This window comes from Sporosarcina saromensis (assembly GCF_033253735.1).
Taxonomy (GTDB): Bacteria; Bacillota; Bacilli; order Bacillales_A; family Planococcaceae; genus Sporosarcina; species Sporosarcina saromensis.
On sequence record NZ_JAUBDI010000002.1, the window covers coordinates 235,091 to 254,730 of the forward strand.

General features: G+C 43.0%; 14 protein-coding genes, 1 other RNA gene, 1 pseudogene, 1 riboswitch and 1 other annotated feature. Of the genes and pseudogenes, 4 read left to right on the top strand and 12 right to left on the bottom strand.

The window, feature by feature from the left end:
• Positions 1–102 precede the first annotated feature (102 nt).
• From recD2 to cymR, 5 genes are read right to left on the bottom strand one after another with little or no spacing between them, the layout of a single operon-like run.
• On the bottom strand, positions 103–2,559 hold the full coding sequence (recD2, locus tag QT711_RS04010; RefSeq protein WP_317942224.1) for an SF1B family DNA helicase RecD2: 2,457 nt from the start codon (positions 2,557–2,559) through the stop codon (positions 103–105).
• A gap of 27 nt (positions 2,560–2,586) precedes the next feature.
• Positions 2,587–3,249 (bottom strand): tetratricopeptide repeat protein, encoded by a 663-nt coding sequence (locus QT711_RS04015; RefSeq protein WP_317942225.1) that lies wholly within the window; start codon positions 3,247–3,249, stop codon positions 2,587–2,589.
• 12 nt (positions 3,250–3,261) lie between these two features.
• Entirely contained in the window at positions 3,262–4,386 is a 1,125-nt protein-coding gene (gene mnmA / locus QT711_RS04020) for a tRNA 2-thiouridine(34) synthase MnmA (RefSeq protein ID WP_317942226.1), read from the bottom strand.
• Between the two features lie 21 nt (positions 4,387–4,407).
• The gene (locus tag QT711_RS04025; protein WP_317942227.1) at positions 4,408–5,550 is read right to left on the bottom strand and encodes a cysteine desulfurase family protein; all 1,143 of its coding nucleotides are present in this window, start codon (positions 5,548–5,550) and stop codon (positions 4,408–4,410) included.
• 25 nt (positions 5,551–5,575) lie between these two features.
• The gene (cymR, locus tag QT711_RS04030) at positions 5,576–5,995 is read right to left on the bottom strand and encodes a cysteine metabolism transcriptional regulator CymR (RefSeq protein WP_317942228.1); all 420 of its coding nucleotides are present in this window, start codon (positions 5,993–5,995) and stop codon (positions 5,576–5,578) included.
• A gap of 130 nt (positions 5,996–6,125) precedes the next feature.
• On the opposite strand from cymR, the gene QT711_RS04035 reads away from it, so the two are divergent.
• The gene (locus QT711_RS04035) at positions 6,126–7,412 is read left to right on the top strand and encodes a replication-associated recombination protein A (protein ID WP_317942229.1); all 1,287 of its coding nucleotides are present in this window, start codon (positions 6,126–6,128) and stop codon (positions 7,410–7,412) included.
• Between the two features lie 44 nt (positions 7,413–7,456).
• Here QT711_RS04035 and QT711_RS04040 read toward each other — a convergent pair whose 3' ends face one another.
• The gene (locus QT711_RS04040; RefSeq protein WP_317942330.1) at positions 7,457–8,362 is read right to left on the bottom strand and encodes a chemotaxis protein; all 906 of its coding nucleotides are present in this window, start codon (positions 8,360–8,362) and stop codon (positions 7,457–7,459) included.
• Positions 8,363–8,537: 175 nt separating this feature from the next.
• Positions 8,538–8,636, top strand: a riboswitch (TPP riboswitch).
• Positions 8,637–8,708: 72 nt separating this feature from the next.
• Between QT711_RS04040 and QT711_RS04045 the strand changes: the two genes are divergently transcribed.
• Positions 8,709–9,473 (top strand): 3-oxoacyl-ACP reductase, encoded by a 765-nt coding sequence (locus tag QT711_RS04045; protein WP_317942230.1) that lies wholly within the window; start codon positions 8,709–8,711, stop codon positions 9,471–9,473.
• 307 nt (positions 9,474–9,780) lie between these two features.
• Positions 9,781–10,111: pseudogene (locus QT711_RS04050) on the top strand (transposase); the annotation flags it as partial.
• Positions 10,112–10,594: 483 nt separating this feature from the next.
• Here QT711_RS04050 and QT711_RS04055 read toward each other — a convergent pair.
• The 4 genes from QT711_RS04055 to hisS all read right to left on the bottom strand — a co-directional run bounded on the left by QT711_RS04055 (position 10,595) and on the right by hisS (position 14,766).
• Complete coding sequence (locus QT711_RS04055; RefSeq protein ID WP_317942231.1) at positions 10,595–11,362, bottom strand: tRNA threonylcarbamoyladenosine dehydratase; 768 nt, start codon at positions 11,360–11,362, stop codon at positions 10,595–10,597.
• 93 nt (positions 11,363–11,455) lie between these two features.
• Positions 11,456–11,638, bottom strand: a non-coding RNA gene (gene ssrS / locus QT711_RS04060) — 6S RNA.
• A gap of 80 nt (positions 11,639–11,718) precedes the next feature.
• Positions 11,719–13,476, bottom strand: coding sequence for an aspartate--tRNA ligase (aspS, locus tag QT711_RS04065; RefSeq protein ID WP_317942331.1), 1,758 nt, complete (start codon positions 13,474–13,476; stop codon positions 11,719–11,721).
• A gap of 18 nt (positions 13,477–13,494) precedes the next feature.
• On the bottom strand, positions 13,495–14,766 hold the full coding sequence (gene hisS / locus QT711_RS04070; protein WP_317942232.1) for a histidine--tRNA ligase: 1,272 nt from the start codon (positions 14,764–14,766) through the stop codon (positions 13,495–13,497).
• A gap of 64 nt (positions 14,767–14,830) precedes the next feature.
• Positions 14,831–15,061 (bottom strand) — a binding site (T-box leader).
• A gap of 128 nt (positions 15,062–15,189) precedes the next feature.
• On the opposite strand from hisS, the gene QT711_RS04075 reads away from it, so the two are divergent.
• Positions 15,190–16,710: an SH3 domain-containing protein gene (locus QT711_RS04075; RefSeq protein WP_317942233.1), complete on the top strand. Its 1,521-nt coding sequence runs from the start codon at positions 15,190–15,192 to the stop codon at positions 16,708–16,710.
• A gap of 249 nt (positions 16,711–16,959) precedes the next feature.
• On the opposite strand, the gene dtd is transcribed toward QT711_RS04075, so the two are convergent.
• The gene (gene dtd, locus QT711_RS04080; RefSeq protein ID WP_317942234.1) at positions 16,960–17,400 is read right to left on the bottom strand and encodes a D-aminoacyl-tRNA deacylase; all 441 of its coding nucleotides are present in this window, start codon (positions 17,398–17,400) and stop codon (positions 16,960–16,962) included.
• Positions 17,401–17,436: 36 nt separating this feature from the next.
• Positions 17,437–19,629: a RelA/SpoT family protein gene (locus QT711_RS04085; RefSeq protein ID WP_317942235.1), complete on the bottom strand. Its 2,193-nt coding sequence runs from the start codon at positions 19,627–19,629 to the stop codon at positions 17,437–17,439.
• Between the last annotated feature and the right edge of the window lie 11 nt (positions 19,630–19,640).

Sequence of the window (19,640 nt, forward strand, 5' to 3'; positions counted from 1 at the left end):
TTCAGCCTGTGGGATTCCTTTCTATTACATGGTTCATTGCGTACTGTCTCCGTCAACGAATTCGTATGTTACTTGTGATTATAGGAAAAACCTAACGGGTTGTCAATCCATCACTTCCATAAAATCATATGGACTGGCTCCTTGCATACCAATCATCGGATCAATTCCAAAGATCGTTTCTTTGGTCAGTCTAAAGTCTTCTGTTTCTTCATCGGCCAAAGAAGTATTGTCCGGTTGCTTCTTCACTTCATCTGCTGACTGCATCGGTGGTTCAACTTCTTGCGACTGGGCAGCCACTTCTTTTCGAAGACGTTCTTTCAACGTTGTCTGCCTTTCCAGTTCATCCGTACGCTGTATTCCAATTGAAAACTCTTCAGGTTCACCACACAGGATGAGAAAATCTTTTGCTCTTGTAATCCCTGTATATAAGAGATTTCTTCGCAACATCTTACGATAACCACGTACGACAGGCATGACGACTATTGGAAACTCACTGCCTTGCGATTTATGGATTGAACAACAATACGCCAAAGTAATTTGATTCAGGTCATTTCGCTCGTATTCAACTTCGATTCCGTCATAAGATACGATGAGCATTTCTTTTTTGTCTACGGTTTCGTTCGCCTTAATTATTGATATGACTTCTCCCATATCTCCATTGAAAACATTACTTTCGGGTTGGTTGACAAGTTGCAGTACCTTATCACCGATTCGGTACACGACGTCGCCGAAATTGACTTCCTTACGGTCCGGACCGGGTGGGTTCACCATCTTCTGGATCATTTTATTTAAGCCATCAATGCCTGCTGGTCCTTTATACATCGGTGCCAATACTTGAATATTTTTGATTGGATGCCCTTTGGAGACCGCATTTTTGACTATTTGTTCAACAGCTTCGAGAATCTGATCGCCCGTTGCGCGTATAAATGAACGATCACCTGTCTTTTTCACTATATCCGTTGTCAATGATCCATTTTTAATCATATGTGCGAGCTCGATAATCGTTGACCCTTCACTTTGACGATAAATTTCCTTCAACTCCACGACGGGAATCTTTTTCGAATCGAGCATGTCTCTTAGCACTTGGCCAGGACCTACAGGAGGCAACTGATCTTGATCCCCCACAAAGAGAATTTGGATCTCAGTCGGCAACGCCTTTAACAACTGATGCGCAAGCCATGTGTCGACCATCGACATCTCATCAATAATAATGAGTCTTCCCTCGACTTCTTTTCCAATGGCATCTTCTTTCTCTTGCCCAGTGAATCCTAGAAGGCGATGGATAGTCATGGCTGGAAGGCCTGTTGACTCCGACATCCTTTTCGCCGCACGACCAGTCGGCGCTGCCAAAACAATTGGAAATGTCTCTTCTTTTTGCGCGTACACTTTTGGATCGAGTGACAGTCCATGCAATTCGGCATAAACTTCAACCAAACCTCTAATAACTGTCGTTTTGCCCGTACCTGGTCCACCTGTCAGGATCATCGCAGGAGAATGGAGCGCCTTCTCAATCGCATCAACTTGTGTAGGCGCGTAGCTGACTTCAAGCCGTTCCTCCGCCTCCCCAATTGCTTTACGGATTTCAGACACCGGGAATTTATCCGAATGGTCATTTTCCATAATCCGATCCAGCTTGGAGACAATACCAATTTCTGAATAATAAAGAGTAGGGATATAGAGTCGTCTTCCTTCTCCGCACAACTTTCCTTCCTCAACCAGTTCGATTACCGCTTGAGAAATGTTGTCAAAAGGAACTTCTGCACGTTGACTACTTTCCAACAGCCGTTTCACTTCTGGCAAGACACTCTCTGCTTCCAAGTATACATGACCTACTGATTGAACGGCTAGATTCATTGTATGTAATATAGCCGCTTTGACGCGTGAAGGATGATTGCCGGTGATGCCCAATTGCCTTCCTAATTCATCTGCACGTTGAAAACCGATTCCTTCAATATCCTCAATGAGTCGATAAGGATTCTCTCTCAGAAGTTCTAATACTTCTTCACGATAAGTTTGGTAGATTCGCATGGAAAGTTGTGGACCAAATCCCCATTCGTTCAGTTGGACCATGCTCCGTTCCAAACCGAGATTTTCTTGTAACACCGTGACGAGCGTCTCTTTTTTATCAGCCGCTAATTTAGGGATTTGATCAAGAACATCGGGATTTTCAAGGATGCGTTTAATCGCATCTTTTCCTAATTGCTTTACAATCGTATCAGCAGTCTTCCTCCCGATACCCGGAAACAAGTCGCCCGAAAGATAATGGACAATTCCAGTTTCCGTTTCAGGCATTTCTTTTGTAAACGTGAATACATCAAACTGTTTGCCATAAGTGGCGTGATTGACGAGTCGCCCTGTAAACCGGTAATCATCTTCGTTTGACAATGGAGGAAAACTGCCTTTGATGACAATTTCCTTATCTTCATAACCGCTGTTCGTCTTTGTGATTTTCATTTTCACAATAGAAAAAAGGCTGTCAGGATTGTGAAAAATCGTGACGACCGGTCTTCCGACGATGAAAAGTTGCTCAATATTCCCTTGTCCATTTCCTACCGTCATGGTCATCACCACCTAGCCATCTACTTGTTACGATTGTTCCCCTATTTTGATCATGTCAAAAATATAGCGAGCTTGAGTATGTTCAGGTTCAATGGTAAAAGCCTGTTCCAAATGATGGAGTGCATCGTCTTTGCGATCTGTAGATACCGCATACAATACACCTAGATTGTAATGAGCATCTGCATTATCTGCATCATTATCCAGTATGAATGTAAACTCTTCTTGAGCTTGCTTAAACAATTCCATTTCTGCGAGTAAAATGCCGAATGACAATCTGATCTCCAAATCTGTAGGCGCCAGCTCAGCAGCTCGTTGGAAATAAGGGAGTGCGAGTTTACTGTTGTCGGTATTTCGTAAACATTTCCCGAGCATAAAGTAGGCATCCGCTTCATCTAATCCTGCACGAATTGCTTTTTCATATAACTTAGCCGCCTCTTCAAAGCGCTCATTTGTAAAATAAAGATTTCCAAGTCCATACAACGCAGATCCTGCATGTTCATCGAGCGTAATTGCTTTTTGGAAAAAGCGTTCTGCTCTTTCAATATCACCTGCAGAAGCAAATACATTTCCTAGGTTAATGTATCCCACTGGATTATCTGGTTCTGCTTCTGCCGCTTTCATGAACGCCTCAATCGCCTTTTCGTATTCGCCGTCTTGAAGTGCTTTAATACCTAATTCATTAAATTCCATTTGTGATTCCTCTCATCCTACATAATCTAGTTGGACACCGTTTTTAATGACTGTGTCAATCGTCCCTCCACCTAGGCATTCTTCCCCATCATAAAAGACGACTGCTTGACCTGGAGTAATCGCTCTAACCGGTTGTGCAAAAGTGACTGTCGCAGTATTGTTTTCACCTAAATGGACAGTGACGTCGGTATCCGGTTGTCTGTAACGAAATTTCGCAGTACACGAAAAAGTGTCCGGTAAGTCTCTTGCGGTTGCAAAGCTTATTTGAATGGCTGTTAAGCTATCTGAGTAGAGTGCATCATTATGGAATCCTTGTCCGACGAGCAAAGCGTTGTCCGCTAAATCTTTTCCAAGAACAAACCAAGGATCCCCTGCTCCACCGATTCCGAGACCGTGCCGTTGACCAATTGTATAATACATCAGTCCATCATGTTTGCCGACAACTTCTCCATCCATTGTTTTCATATCACCAGGTTGAGCGGGCAAGTATTGGGAAAGAAATTCTTTGAAATTACGTTCCCCGATGAAACAGATGCCTGTTGAATCTTTTTTCTTTGCAGTTGCTAGTCCGGCCTTTTCAGCAATCAATCGTACTTCTGATTTGTCAAGGGAGCCAATTGGGAACATCACTTTTTGTAATTGCTCTTGATTTAACTGGTTCAAGAAGTACGTTTGATCTTTGTTTTCATCTTTCCCTCGCAACATTGCAACACCGTTATCTGTTTCAACAACTTGCGCATAATGGCCTGTTGCCAAGAAATCAGCACCTAAACTCATCGCATGATCGAGGAAAGCTTTAAATTTAATTTCTTTATTGCACATCACATCAGGGTTTGGTGTCCGTCCTGCTTTATATTCTTCAAGGAAATAGGTAAACACTTTGTCCCAATATTGTTGTTCAAAATTGACTGCATAATAAGGGATACCAATATCGTTACAAACTTTAATGACATCTTCGTAATCTTCGGTCGCCGTACATACGCCGAATTCATCTGTGTCATCCCAGTTTTTCATGAAAATACCGATGACATCATAGCCTTGCTCTTTTAAAAGTAATGCAGCAACAGAAGAATCGACACCTCCGGACATCCCGACAACTACGCGGGTTTCTGCTTTCGATTTAGTTGTTGTTCTCATTTATATTCATCCTTTATCCGTTCATTTCACTAGACGTTTAACAATCGTTGCTGTTGTAGTAGCTGCACGCCGCACCATGTCTTCATCCAATCCTAAACCAAAACTGAATCGTACCGAATTTCTTAGCTTTGAAGACTTGTTCCCGTACATCGCTGACAGAACATGAGACGGTTCAAGTGATCCTGCCGTGCAAGCAGAACCACTTGATACAGCAATTCCTGCCATGTCCATGTTGACGAGTAACGACTCGATATCTGTACCTGGAAAACTGATATTGAAGATGTGTGGTAATCGGTGCGCTCGTTGGGCATTCAATTCAAATTGGATTCCCTCTTCGGTAAAAACAGCTTGTATGAGCTGTTTGTAGCGTTCATACGTTTTTTGGTTGTTCTCCATATCAACCTGAGCAATATGAACCGCTTTAGCAAATGCGGCAATGGCGGGCACATTTTCAGTCCCCGCTCGTCTCTTCCGTTCCTGCTCTCCGCCAAATAATAAGGGGTGAGTAGTGATGCCCTTTCGTTGATAAAGAAAGCCAATTCCTTTCGGCCCATTCAACTTATGAGCGGATGCACTGAGCAAGTCTACTTGTAATTCTTGTACATCTAAGGGCGCAATACCGTACGCTTGGACAGCGTCGGTGTGGAAAATTGCTTGATGTCCTTTGAGCAGTTCTCCAATTTCTTGAATCGGTTGGATGGAACCAACTTCATTGTTCCCGTACATAATCGTAACGAGAATCGTATTCTCCGTTAATGCATCTTTTACTTGCTCCACAGCAATTACACCGTCTTCATTCACAGGTAAATACGTCACTTGAAAACCTGTTTTCTCCAGTTCCTGGCAGGCGTGTAAGACGGCATGGTGCTCGATGGTTGTTGTAATAATGTGATTACCTTTCTCCTTCATTGCATTCGCAGTCCCAAATATTGCAATGTTATCAGCTTCCGTACCACCTGAAGTGAAAATAATTTCATTTGGCTCCGCTTGTAAGCTCAGAGCAATTTCCTTACGAGCGTCATCGATCCATTTTCTAGCTAAACGTCCGTATTGATGAATACTCGAAGGGTTGCCGAATACTTTATCCATCGCTTCAATATATGTTGACCGTACTTCCGGATGTACAGGTGTAGTTGCAGCATGATCCATATAGATTGTTTGCATGAGTAAACTCCTTTAGTGAAACCGTTTAAATGTAATACATATATCCGTCATTTGTAGAAGATTCTTCTGCATCGACGAGATCTTGGATCGTTGTCGTGTCAAGAACTTCTCGAATTGCATCCCCAATCCGATTCCATAATGATTGTTGAGGGATATTTCCTTCTTCAATCCCTTCAACAACTTGGATAGGACCTTCTAATAACCGAATGATGTCCCCTGCTGTAATGTCTGTTGGCGGTTTGGAAAGTTTATAGCCGCCATAAGCACCACGAACACTTGTTACGAGACCACTGTTTCGCAATACCGGAATGAGTTGCTCAAGATATGCATCAGACAAATCATGCTCTTCGGCAATTTTCCGTAAAGGCATTGGACCTTCACCATATTTCTTTCCAAGTGCAACAATCATTGTAAGGCCATAGCGGCCTCTCGTTGAAATTCTCATGTATAACCAACGTCCTTTTCAATAAGTACAAAACATTATAGCATAATTGAAGGTTGGCTTCCTGCAAATGACTTCTCGGTTTTCTTTGTGTATAATGGTGGAACGGATGTACGTACGGGGAGTGAATAGTTTGCACAACGAACCATTAGCTTTTAGAATGCGACCACGAACAATTGACGAGATTGCCGGTCAACAACATATTATCGGAAAAGATACAGCCCTTTACCGGTTAGTTCGTAAAGGGCATGTCCCTTCCATGCTACTGTACGGCGAACCGGGTATCGGCAAAACCTCTTTAGCGTATGCAATTGCCGGCACTAGCGACTTACCGTTCATCGCACTGAATGCAACAGTTTCCGGTAAAAAAGATGTCGAGGAAGTTGTTGCAGAAGCTCGGATAACAGGAAAAGTCATTTTGTTTTTGGATGAAATCCACCGTTTTAATAAATTGCAACAAGACACGTTGTTACCACATGTTGAAAAGGGATCAATCGTGCTAATCGGTGCAACAACCGAAAATCCTTTCCACGACGTGAATCCTGCCATTCGTTCACGGTGCGGGGAGATTTTACAGCTCAAACGATTGGAAACCGAAGATGTTGTCAAGTTGTTGAAACGTGCCATCCACGATGTTGAGCGAGGTCTTGGGAAAACGCCTATTGCCATTACGGACGAGCAAGTCGAACAGATAGCAGGCGGTGTGAACGGAGATGCTCGAAAAGCTCTTACATTACTCGAGTCAATCGTATCTGCGAGTGATGAGGAAGACGGAATAATTGTTATTGAAGATTGTCTCATCGAAAACTTAATTGGCAGAATTGGACTCGTTGGCGATAAAAAAGGATCTCATCATTACAACTTGCTCTCTGCATTGCAAAAGTCTGTGCGTGGAAGTGATGTGAATGCAGCGATCTTCTACTTGGCTAATCTGCTTGAAACCGGCGACTTGATTGCTGTTTCAAGACGGCTTCTCGTCATGGCGTACGAAGATATCGGTTTAGCAGCACCCGAAGTTGGTCCACACGTACTTGCAGCGACGGATGCGGCTATTCGATTAGGCATGCCCGAAGCGCGTATCCCACTTGCGAACGCGGTCATCGAAATGTGTCTCGCATCAAAGTCCAATTCAGCATATAAAGCAATGGATGCAGCAATCCGCGCCATCAACGAAGGGAAAACAGGTGACATCCCCCTCCACTTGCGTGATACGCATTATGCCGGAGCTGCTGAACTCGGCCACGGTGGGTATCAATATCCTCATGATACCCCAATTGGATCTTTCGGCGGCTGGGTAAATCAACAATACCTCCCAGACAAATTGAAAGACGTGGAATTTTACGAACCTGTTATCGCGGGTGAGGAGAAGAAACTCGCAGGGATTTATGAACGGTTAAAGGAATTCAGACAAAGAAAATAAAAAAACACATCCTGTCTATTTTGTGTACAGGATGTGTTCTTTTTTTATAAAATATATTGATCCATTTTCAAAACAAGTTCAGCAATTTCCGGTTTACTTACTTGATCATTCGCACCAACGTTTTCACCTTTATGTTTTAATTCATCCGTAATCAATGATGAGAAAATAATGACTGGCAACATAGCAAGCTGTTCGTTTTCACGGATACGTTTTGTGAAATGATGACCATCCATTTGTGGCATTTCAATATCTGTAATCACAAGTTGGACAACTTCTTGTGCCTTCTGACCTGAAGCGACGGCATTTTCCAAATACGCCAAAGCATCTTTTCCGTTCTCAAAGAACTCGATGTTTGCATAACCTGCTTCGGTAAGCGTATCATTTAACAATTTACGCAACAAAGGAGAGTCTTCCGCAACAAGTATACGTTTGTCAGACCGCTCGCGTACACCAAGTTTCTTCACTTCTTCGACACGGATTCCACTCTCAGGATTTATGTCCAGGACAATTTTTTCGAAGTCTAGTAGCAACAGCATATCTTCCGATCGTTTAATTACACCGATCACTTGTGTCGTATCACCTGAATAGAGGTCTGCGGGTTTTTCAATTTGATCCCATGATACCCGATGAATTTGTGATACATCTTGCACATGGAAAACTACTTGTTGTTGATTAAACGCAGCGACGATGTATTTACCTTCATTTTTTCCAATTGTCTTCGGTAAGCCCATAACGGTTTCCATATCAATGACAGGCAATACGTCCCCACGCAATTGGATTATCCCTTCAATTGAAGGATGTGCATGTGGAATGATTGTGATTGGAGTAGGTAAAATGATTTCTTTTACTTTAATCACATTAATGCCATATCGATTATTGCCAATTTCAAATTCAACGATTTCAATTTCGTTCGTACCACTTTCCAATAATATGCCGTCTTGTCTTTGCATCATTTCCAGTCCTCTCATCGTAACTTGCAGTGGATTTATAACTTTCTTCCTTACATATCACAAGAACAATTCTATGTATTATGACCCATATTCATATTGTAGCAGTTCCCTCCCCTTTCAACAAGTGACTTATTTCTAACAAACTATGGTATAGTAAGAGGTAGACACAAATACATATGATCACTGGGGGAGCCTATTGGCTGAGAAGAGGAAACTCTGACCCTTTGAACCTGATTCGGTTAATACCGACGGAGGGAAGTGGCGAGTTCATCTTATCTATGCACATGACCGCTTTTTCCAGTGGTCTTTTTTTGTGCAATTCAAACATTTGAAGGAGAGATGGAGAATGAACATTGCAGAACAAGTGGTAGTCATTACGGGAGGTAGTCGAGGATTAGGAAAAGCTGTGGTCCAAGCATTTGCCCGCGAAGGTGCAAAAGTGATCGTAAACTATTATAAAAGCGCCGAACAAGCAGAAGAGCTCGTTCGCTCAATTGGCAAAGAAAAAGCGGTCGCAATTCAAGCAGATATCCGAAGTGAAGAAGATGTCAAAAGAATGTTCGAGGAAGGTAAAAGATTTTTCGGGAAACCTATCACAACGATCGTTAATAATGCCCTTGTCAATTTTTCGTTCAATGGAGATGCAAGGAAAGATCTCGAAACAATTGGATGGCAAGATTTTCAATGTCAATTTGAAGGAAGTGTCAAAGCGACTCTTAATACGTTACAAGCAGCGAGAAAAGATATGGAATCCCTACAGTTCGGTCGCATTATTACAATCGGTACAAATTTATTTCAAAACCCTGTCGTCCCATACCATGAATACAATACGAGTAAGGCAGCGTTACTCGGTTTAACGAGGAACATTGCAAAAGAACTAGGGGCATACGGCATCACTGCTAATATGGTGTCTGGTGGATTGTTACATAAGACGGACGCAAGTGCAGCAACACCTGATGCTGTCTTTGACATCATTAAAGCGAGCACCCCTCTACAACAAGTGACGACACCTGAAGACGTGGCGGACGCAATCTTATTTTTCGCATCCCCATGGAGCCGCGCAGTGACAGGCCAAAACTTAATTGTGGACGGCGGACTAGTCATGAACTAATTACACATGTTTACTAAACACATGTGACAGACTGTAGACAAACACCATATATTTGGCCTTTTGTCTACAGTCTCTTTTCTTTTAAAATAGAGATACAGCAGCAATGTTGATTTGCGCTGAGAGCGGAGGGGGTCACGGCTTCAACCAATCGAACAGCGCAGTTTTTGAGTTGTATATTTCTACGGTTTGTGTAGAAATATTAGCACATGCTCCCAACGCTTTTTTGGTCGCAATCAACGGTGTTTTCTATTAACTGAATGAGGTGATGAAAATAATGATTAGGAACTAACTTAATGAACACGAACAGTTGGAGATACCGACAATAGAGCAGTTGGTTCCTCAAGACCATCTAGCGCGCAGACTGAATGCGGCTATTGATTTCTCCTTCATCTATCCATTAGTTGAAGATCTTTAATCAACCATCGGAAGACCCAGCATAGATTCTGTGGTCTTAATCAAGATGACATTATTCAATATACCTTTTAGGGCCGATCCATACGCCAGACAATCAAGGATATTGATACTAACGTGTCATATCAATGGTTCCTAGGCTTCGATTTTCATACATAGGTTCTCACTTCCACACCTCCGGGAAAAACTTTGCCCTTCTATTTGCAGATATTGGTCTGTTCGAGAAATCTATTAAATTTAAACGAGGTGGCAAAATGTAGGCGATGCTGAATTTTGCTTTCTAAAGACTTAAGAAGCTGGACAGTTGGACGAGGAGAGGACCGGCTAGGGAGGCTAAAATGTTACCCCTGTCTCAAAGGATATCCAGTTGATTGGAGTGCAGGGCGGCGACTCCTGGGGGATCAGCGCAGCGTGAAGACCCCGCAGGAAAAGCCGTCACGTAGAACGGCTTTTGCGAGCATTAGCGTAGCGTTGGGAGCAAGGATGCCTTAATTTCCGCAAAAAACGCAGAAATACGGCAAAGCGAACCCTCTGCTGTTCGCTTGGCTGAGGGCAAGCCCCCCGGAAAGCGTCCGCCCGGAACGGAAATCAACGTTATTTCAGTTGAAATTTACATGTTTAAGCAAAAGCATAAAAAAACTGCATGAAACCAAGTTTGTGTAACTTCGTTTCGTGCAGTTTTATTTTTTCTTCTCTATATTTTGTGAAACTTACTTACTGTCGTTCACTCTTTCAATCGGCAAGTCCTTAACAATATCGTTAAGCACCCAGCTTGCACAAACCAATCCCGCTACTGATGGCACGAAAGCATTCGATGAGGGCGGCATTTTTGCTTTCCGTATAGCGGCATCCGGATTCCCTACCGTTCCAACAACATCTTCACGTACAACAATCGGACTTTCATCAGAAAAAACAACCGGGACGCCTTTTCGAATGCCCTCTTTTCGTAATCGGAGGCGAATGACTTTGGCAATTGGGTCGGTGTGCGTTTTAGAAATGTCTGCAATTTGAAAACGAGTAGGATCTAATTTATTTGCTGCGCCCATGCTGGAAATAATCTGTATGCCACGTTGTAAGCATTCTTTAATAAGGTGAATTTTGTAACTAATTGTATCGGAAGCGTCAATGACATAGTCAGGTTCATAACTGAAAAAGGTTTCATACGTATCCTCCGTATAAAACATATGAAGACCAACTACTTCACAGTCTTTATTAATATCCGCTATCCGTTCTTGCATCACTTCAACTTTTGAACGACCAACCGTCGACAACGTCGCAATCAATTGACGATTTACGTTTGTAATGTCGACAGTATCCTTATCTACGAGAATGATTCGGCCGACTCCACTGCGTGCACAAGCTTCCGCAGCAAACGAACCGACACCACCTACACCTAAAATGGCAACCGTCTTGTTGCGCATACGCTCTAGTCCTTCTTTGCCTATCGCGAGCTCATTACGGGAAAATTGATGGAGCATGACAATTCCGCCTTTCTTCTATGAATCAAGTAAAAACCCCTCCGCAAGATCGCAAGAGGGGAATATGGGTAAATCCGTATAATATCGGTTGAGACGAATCCCAAATGTGCCGTCTTATCGTTATCGTTTTGAACCCGCTCTCAGCAGGTGGGTGCCCAATCCACTCTTTCTGAAGTCCCCCTAAAGGGCAGGTCATCTAGAGTGAAATTAGAGCTCCCTACGACAAAAATGTTGGGTCAAAAATTGATGAACATAAAACGTACACTTCAGGATTCGTATTACTAGTATCCTATCATATCACTCCTGCCGATTCAACAATTACACTTCGGCAATTTGTTCCTTTTTCAACAAACTACTCACTTCGATTGGATAGCGATTCCTAACTCTGCTAGCTGTGCTCCATCAACAGAACTTGGTGCTTCTGTCAATAAACAACTCGCACTTGCTGTTTTCGGGAATGCAATCGTATCGCGTAAATTCGTCGCGCCCGCCAACAACATGACAAGGCGGTCCAAACCGAATGCAATGCCCCCATGAGGTGGTGTTCCGTATTCAAATGCATCGAGAAGGAAACCGAATTGCTCACGTGCTTGCTCCGCTGTGAAGCCTAACGCCTTGAACATGTTCTCTTGAACATCACGTTGATAAATACGCAGCGATCCTCCACCGAGTTCAAAACCATTTAGCACAAGGTCATACGCTTGCGCTTTTACCGCGCTCGGATTTGTTTCTAGTTCCTCAACATCTGCAGGCATCGTGAATGGATGATGTGCAGCATAGTAGCGACCTTCTTCTTCGTCATATTCAAATAACGGCCAATCTGTCACCCAAAGGAAATTAAATTGCGACTCATCAATCAAGCCTAAGTCTTTTCCTAATTTTAAACGTAATGCACCGAGTGCGTCTGCGACAACAGATTTTTTATCTGCGACGAACAACAATAAGTCCCCGTCTTCCGCTTGTACTGTTTGAATAAGCGCTTCAGCTAATTCGCCTTCAAAGAACTTTGCGATCGGACCTTTCAATCCTTCTGCATCGACTTTCAACCAAGCAAGCCCTTTCGCACCATATCGAGCCGCAAATTCACCAAGAGCATCAATGTCTTTTCGTGAATAGTTCGCTGCTGCTCCTTTGACTGTGATCGCCTTCACTTGGCCACCAGATTCCACTGCTCCTGCAAACACTTTAAAGGATGAATCTTTCACAAGTTCGGACACATCTTGTAGTTCCATGCCAAAGCGCGTATCTGGTTTATCCGAACCGAAACGACTCATCGCTTCGTCGTAAGGAATGCGTTTGAAAGGTGTTTCTACGTCGATTCCCTTTACATTCTTCATCACTTTTTTCATGAGGCGCTCATTTAACTCAATAATTTCTTCAATGGTCATGAAACTCATTTCCATATCAATTTGCGTGAACTCAGGTTGACGGTCTGCTCGTAAATCTTCATCACGGAAACAACGGGCAATTTGGTAATAACGATCAAAACCGGACACCATCAGCATCTGTTTAAACAACTGAGGGGATTGTGGCAATGCATAAAATTCGCCATCATGTACTCGGCTTGGTACTAAGTAATCACGTGCCCCTTCAGGTGTAGATTTCGTCAAGATTGGTGTCTCAACTTCTAGGAAACCTTCATCATCCAAGAAGTTGCGAACAGTTTTCGTAATATCTGAACGCATTTTAAACACGCGTGCCATTTGAGGTCTACGTAAATCAAGATAACGGTACTTAAGACGTGTCTCTTCATTCACATCTGTATCATCTTCAATCATAAACGGCGGCGTCTTCGCTTCGTTAATGATATGGACATTTTCGATGTGCACTTCGATTGAACCGGTAGGGATTTTATGATTTTTTTGCTTCTCTTCACGTTCCACTACTTTTCCACTAACCTCAACGACAAACTCACTTCGAATTTTTTCAGCAATTGCAAGCGCGTCTTGTGAAAAATCCGGATTAAAGACAATTTGTACAATTCCTGTACGGTCGCGTAAATCTACGAAAATGAGTCCACCTAAATCGCGCCTTTTTTGCACCCATCCTTTAAGGGTTACCTTCTGCCCTATTACTTCTTCTGTCATTTGTCCGCAATAATGAGTCCGTTGCATACTGTTCATCAACCTTCCTTATCTCAACTTTTCTAACAATGTGTCAATAACTGTTGCATCTGTAATTTTCTCTTGCGTGCCGTCTGCCATATTCTTTACTTGCACCACGCCATTATTCACTTCATCTTCCCCGATTACAATGACTGCTTTCGCATTGAATCTGTCTGCAGACTTCATCTGCCCTTTCATTTTCCGATCCAAATAATCCATATCCGCACGGATGCCAGCATTGCGAAGCTGTTGCAACAAAGCAAACCCTTTTTCGTGAGCCGCCTTTTCAAGCGTTACGACATAGACATCTAGTTGGGCATCTTCCGTAAAGCTCTTGCCTTCCGCTTCCATCGCAAGCAATAAGCGTTCAATACTCATTGCATACCCTACACCAGGTGACGGAGGACCACCAATTTCTTCAGCGACTCCGTTATATCTACCGCCCCCGCAAAGTGTTGTAATTGCTCCAAAGCCATCAGCAGTACTCATTATTTCAAACGCTGTGTGATTATAGTAGTCAAGGCCTCGTACTAAGTTCGGGTCTAACTCATACTCTATACCGATTGCGCCCAAATAGCGTTTCACTTGTTCAAAGTAGGTTGCCGACTCTTCATTCAAATAATCCGTCAAAGATGGTGCGGTTGCCATTAACGGATGTTCACGGTCAACTTTGCAATCAAGGATCCGTAACGGGTTTTTCGCAAGACGAGACTGGCAATCGGAACAAAGTTCATCGATTTTTGGCGTAAAGTGCGCAACAAGCGCTTCTCGGTGAGCCGTCCTTGATTCTTTATCTCCTAACGAATTGAGCACAAGTTTGACATCCTTCAAGCCGACTCGTTTGTACATTTCCATCGCTAATGAAATGACTTCCGCATCAATGGCTGGATCCGCACTACCGATCGCTTCCACACCGAATTGTACGAATTGACGGTACCTCCCAGCTTGCTGACGTTCATATCTAAACATAGGACCTTGATAGTAAAGCTTTACCGGCTGGTCCGGATAACCGAACATTTTATTTTCCACATATGAACGTACAACGGGTGCCGTTCCTTCTGGACGAAGCGTCATAGACCGGTCTCCACGATCTTTGAATGTATACATTTCTTTTGTTACGATATCCGTCGTATCACCAACCGTCCGTTGAAAGAGTTCAGTTTGTTCGAAAATTGGCGTTCGGATTTCTTTGTAGCGATACATGTCACAAACTTCACGGATAATGGCCTCTACTCTTTGCCATTTCCACGATTCTGCAGGCAAAATGTCTTGCGTTCCTCTTGGTACTTTAAAATTCATTTGACTTCCCCTCCCATATACTGTTAGATGCAGAAATACAAAAAAGCCCCCATCCCTTGTTTGCACAAGGGACGAGAGCTAAGTTAAGCTTCCGCGGTTCCACCCAAATTGGTACAGAAATCGTACCCACTCGTATCCGGATAACGGCCGGTTCCGTCCATACCTACTAGAAATCGTTCAGCATGGAGCTTCAATGGTGTTGTTCACTTTATCCGTCTGTAGGATGAATTTCAGCCACGTTCATCCCTCTCTTGTCAGTCTGCAATACAGTTACTTTCCATATCATTAGCTTTGTTTACGATGTAAACGCAATTCAGTTAAACATTATCTTAATCATTGATTGGCAAAGTGTCAACCTTTTTCATTTCACTATGGTTTTTTCCGACAAAAACTTCTACAATGAAACTAAGGGAGAGTGATAGATTGTCTACATTAATGAAATGGGTGCTCGCATTCATCCTGCTAATTTCAATTTTTCATAACACACCATCTGTTTTAGCAGGTGGAGAAACCGTGACAATTAATACGCAATCGTTGAATGTGCGGTCTGGCCCAGGTCTTACATACCCTGTTGTCGCCTCCATAAAAAAAGGGGAAAAGGCAGAAATAGTATCTTCATCTGGCGACTGGTATAAAATTCAGTTGAACTCCGATACTGGCTGGGTCGCTTCATGGCTCGTGTTGAAAGACGGTGTTTCTGAATCCATTCAAGGAACAGCGGTTTCAAAAGTAGATGCCTTAAACATACGAACAGAGCCTACGCTGAATGCTGCTGTAATCGGTAAACTATCAGTGGGTGAAACCGTTACGGTCACTGGCAGACAAGGACAATGGGCTTCTATCTCACGAAACGGATCACAAGGATGGGTACATACGGATTACATTTCTTCAGTTACTCAACAAACAAACGGAAAAACAACTGAAACAAAAAATGCTCAACAATTTACTGTGTCTGTCAATGCATTGAACGTCCGTAAAGAAGCGGGTCTCTCTTCTAAGGTAATAGGACAAGTACACGAAGGCGACGCTTACCCTGTTGATGCGATTGACGGAAATTGGGTCCGCATTTCAATGGGGAAAGATGGGTACGGTTGGGTATACACTTTCCATGGCACACTTGGACCAAAGAAAACTAAATCGGAAGCGGCTTCAACAACAAAGCAAGTTACGGTATTGACAAATGGGACAAATATCCGGTCCTCTGCAACTACTTCTTCCGCCATTGTCACACGTGCAGATGCTGGTGATCGTTTGACGGTTACGGGTGAAGAGGGAGATTGGTATCATGTGACATTGCCTTCAGGACAGCCTGCTTATATTGCTAAATGGGTTGTTTCTACCGGCAATGTATCGCAAGCAAATATGACAACCGATAAACCAGTAGAAAAAAGAGTACCAGGGACATTAAAAGGGTTAACAATTGCCATCGACGCCGGGCATGGAGGACATGACAGAGGAACAACTGGCGCTCAAGGGACTGACGAAAAGTACTTGACACTAAAAACCGCTGAATTGTTAGCAGGAAAACTCCGTGCAGCGGGTGCGAATGTCATAATGACACGAGAATCCGATACGTATATCGCCTTAAGAAAACGGACGACCATCAGCAAAACGGCAGATGCAGATGCTTTCATCAGCTTGCATTATGATGCAAATCCAGATACCTCGATCACGGGTTTTACAACTTACTACACGCATTCGAATCAAAAGCAATTGGCTACATCCATTAATGATGGGCTTGCCAATAACATCAATTTACGAAACCGCGGCGCACAACCCGCAAACTTTTTAGTCCTCCGAGAAAATCGGAAAAACTCGCTCTTAATTGAACTAGGCTTCCTTTCAAACCCTTCAGAAGAGCGAGTGCTCATCACAGAAAAATTTCGCGAGCAAGCTACTCACGGGATTTATAAAGGATTGCTAGCGTATTTTGATGAGCAATGAAAGACTTTACTATTTTATATAGCTTAACAGTAGAATTGAAGAATGAAATAAGCAATAGGAAAGCGTATGGAGCCAGCAATTAAATGCTTGGCTCCATGCGTTTTTTTAGTAGGTGTTTGGTTTTGTTCGAGGGATAGCTTGTTTTGAGCGCGGCATAACACAAAGGACTTGCACTACCAACGCGATACCTGAAAAATCCCCAAAAGCGAAATTACACGATGGCAATTCCGCTTTCCGATCCACATCTGCTCATTTCGATTCGACGATAATTGTAACTGGACCATCGTTTACTAGCTCAACATCCATCATAGCTCCGAAAATACCTGTTTCAACATGTAAACCACATTCGCGTAAACACTCATTGAAATAGTCCCATAATGGTTTTGCAGCTTCGGGTCTTGCCGCTTCAATGAAACTCGGGCGGCGGCCTTTCTTCACATCACCATACAATGTAAATTGTGAAACCGATAGAATGGCGCCATCGATTTCGTCAATAGCCCGGTTCATCTTCCCTTCTTCATCTTCCCATAATCGCAAGCCTGCGATTTTCTTTGCGACATATGCCGCGTCGTCTTCAGTATCTTCATGTGTGATGCCCACGAGGAGGACATACCCTTTTTCAATCGAGCCGGTCATTTCTCCGTTCACCTTTACGGACGCTTGACCTGAACGTTGTAAAACGACTCTCATCGTAAAACACCTCTCTTGTTGATCAATTACTAAACGTTAATGTATAACGCGCTGCACAGAATAAATATCCCTAATTTGCTTAATGCGCTCAACAATACGATGCAAATGGGCGATATCTGTAATCTTTATCGTCATATTGATTTTAGCCAATTTGTCACGATCCGCTTTGCCACTTACCGCCACCATTGGCGTTTTCGTATCAGCTACCACCATCATCACTTCATTCAGCAAGCCTTGTCGATCAAACGCAGAAATTTCGATATCTACTTGGAAATCTTTGCTCGTATTATTCGGCTCTACAGCCCATTCAACATCAATGAGACGGTCGCTATCTTCTGCGTCAATATTCGGACAATCCGCTCGATGGACAGAAACACCACGGCCTTTTGTGATAAACCCGACAATATCATCACCCGGAATTGGGTTACAGCATTTCGAAAGTCGAATTAGCAAGTTTTCCAGTCCCCGAACGATAACCCCTGATTCGGTTGCGCGAACTGGATGTGTCGCTTTCATGTCCGAGACAATTTTATCGATTGTATCTTGCTGTTCACGCTCTTTGCGAATTTTCTCCGCTAATCGATTGACGACTTGCTGAGCAGTAATGCCGTTCGAACCGACTGCCGCATACATGTCCTCTTCAGATGTAAAGCTGAATTTATCAATGACCCGTTGTATATTTTCAGTCGTTAACACTGCTTTACTGTCAAATTCCTGTAGCTTAATCTCTTTTTCGACCATTTCAGAACCTTTGACAATATTCTCTTCACGCAACTGTTTTTTGAAAAACTGACGGATTTTATTTCTTGCTTGAGATGTATTGGCAAGCTTCAACCAATCACGACTCGGTCCAAATGATTGTTTCGATGTGAGGATTTCGACAATGTCGCCAGTTACCAATTCTGTATCTAGCGGAACCATTTTGCCATTTACTTTTGCGCCAATCGTCCGATTCCCAACTTCCGAATGGACGCGGTATGCAAAGTCGATTGGTACGGATCCTTTCGGTATTTCGATGACATCTCCATCCGGTGTAAAGACATACACCATATCCGAGAATAAATCGAACTTTAAGGATTCCATAAATTCTTCTGCATTTGATGATTCGTTTTGGAATTCGAGTATTTCTCTGAACCATTTCAGTTTAGAATCAATATTATCCGGTTTTTCGGATAAAGTTTTTCCTTCTTTGTATGCCCAATGAGCAGCGACCCCGTATTCAGCAATCCGGTGCATCTCTTCCGTACGAATTTGGATTTCTAACGGATCGCCCGCAGGTCCAACGACAGTCGTATGAATGGACTGATACAAATTCTGTTTAGGCATGGCGATATAATCTTTAAATCGTCCAGGCATCGGTTTCCATAACGTATGGATGATGCCAAGTACTGCATAACAGTCTTTTATACTTTTAACGATAATACGGATGGCGAGCAAGTCATAGATTTCGTTAAATTCCTTCTTCTGTAAAATCATTTTGCGATAGATGGAATACAGATGTTTCGGTCGGCCATTAATTTCCGCTTCGATCTCCATGTCCTTTATTTCATCACGAATGACGTCCATCACATTTAACAAATACTTTTCACGTTCGTCCCGCTTTTTCTTCATCATATTAACGATTCGATAGTACTGCTGAGGATTCAAATACCGAAGTGCAGTGTCTTCAAGCTCCCACTTAATCGTGGAAATTCCTAAACGATGTGCCAACGGAGCGAAAATATCCAAAGTTTCAGCAGCTACCCGCCGTTGCTTTTCTTCTTTGACATGTTTCAATGTCCGCATATTATGCAGGCGGTCAGCAAGCTTAATGAGGATGACTCTGATATCTCTCGCCATCGCTATAAACATCTTTCGGTGATTCTCTGCCTGTTTTTCTTCGTTCGATTTGAATTTTAGCTTTTCAAGTTTTGTCACGCCATCTACAAGCATGGCAACTTCTTCACCAAAATCGTTAATAATATCTTCTCTTGAGACATTTGTATCTTCCACAACGTCATGTAGGAATCCGGCAGCTACAGTTGACGGGTCCATTTGTAGTTCAGCCAAAATGCCCGCTACTTGTATCGGGTGAAGAATATAAGGCTCCCCTGAACTTCTAAATTGTCCTTCATGGGCAATTTTCGCCGATTCATATGCCTTCTTGACGAACGCGACATGCTGTTCATTCATATAGGAGGCAATTAATTCAAATATTTCTTCTGCCGTCATGTCACGGTTCTTCGCCATTTTATGACTCC

What these genes read in the sequence shown, in the direction of transcription:
- recD2 (WP_317942224.1), bottom strand. Translation starts at nt 2,559, where the DNA reads ATGACGGTAGGAAATGGACAAGGGAATATTGAGCAACTTTTCATCGTC.
- QT711_RS04015 (WP_317942225.1), bottom strand. Translation starts at nt 3,249, where the DNA reads ATGGAATTTAATGAATTAGGTATTAAAGCACTTCAAGACGGCGAATAC.
- mnmA (WP_317942226.1), bottom strand. Translation starts at nt 4,386, where the DNA reads ATGAGAACAACAACTAAATCGAAAGCAGAAACCCGCGTAGTTGTCGGG.
- QT711_RS04025 (WP_317942227.1), bottom strand. Translation starts at nt 5,550, where the DNA reads ATGCAAACAATCTATATGGATCATGCTGCAACTACACCTGTACATCCG.
- cymR (WP_317942228.1), bottom strand. Translation starts at nt 5,995, where the DNA reads ATGAGAATTTCAACGAGAGGCCGCTATGGCCTTACAATGATTGTTGCA.
- QT711_RS04040 (WP_317942330.1), bottom strand. Translation starts at nt 8,362, where the DNA reads ATGCAAAGACAAGACGGCATATTATTGGAAAGTGGTACGAACGAAATT.
- QT711_RS04045 (WP_317942230.1), top strand. Translation starts at nt 8,709, where the DNA reads ATGAACATTGCAGAACAAGTGGTAGTCATTACGGGAGGTAGTCGAGGA.
- QT711_RS04055 (WP_317942231.1), bottom strand. Translation starts at nt 11,362, where the DNA reads ATGCTCCATCAATTTTCCCGTAATGAGCTCGCGATAGGCAAAGAAGGA.
- aspS (WP_317942331.1), bottom strand. Translation starts at nt 13,476, where the DNA reads ATGCAACGGACTCATTATTGCGGACAAATGACAGAAGAAGTAATAGGG.
- hisS (WP_317942232.1), bottom strand. Translation starts at nt 14,766, where the DNA reads ATGAATTTTAAAGTACCAAGAGGAACGCAAGACATTTTGCCTGCAGAA.
- dtd (WP_317942234.1), bottom strand. Translation starts at nt 17,400, where the DNA reads ATGAGAGTCGTTTTACAACGTTCAGGTCAAGCGTCCGTAAAGGTGAAC.
- QT711_RS04085 (WP_317942235.1), bottom strand. Translation starts at nt 19,629, where the DNA reads ATGGCGAAGAACCGTGACATGACGGCAGAAGAAATATTTGAATTAATT.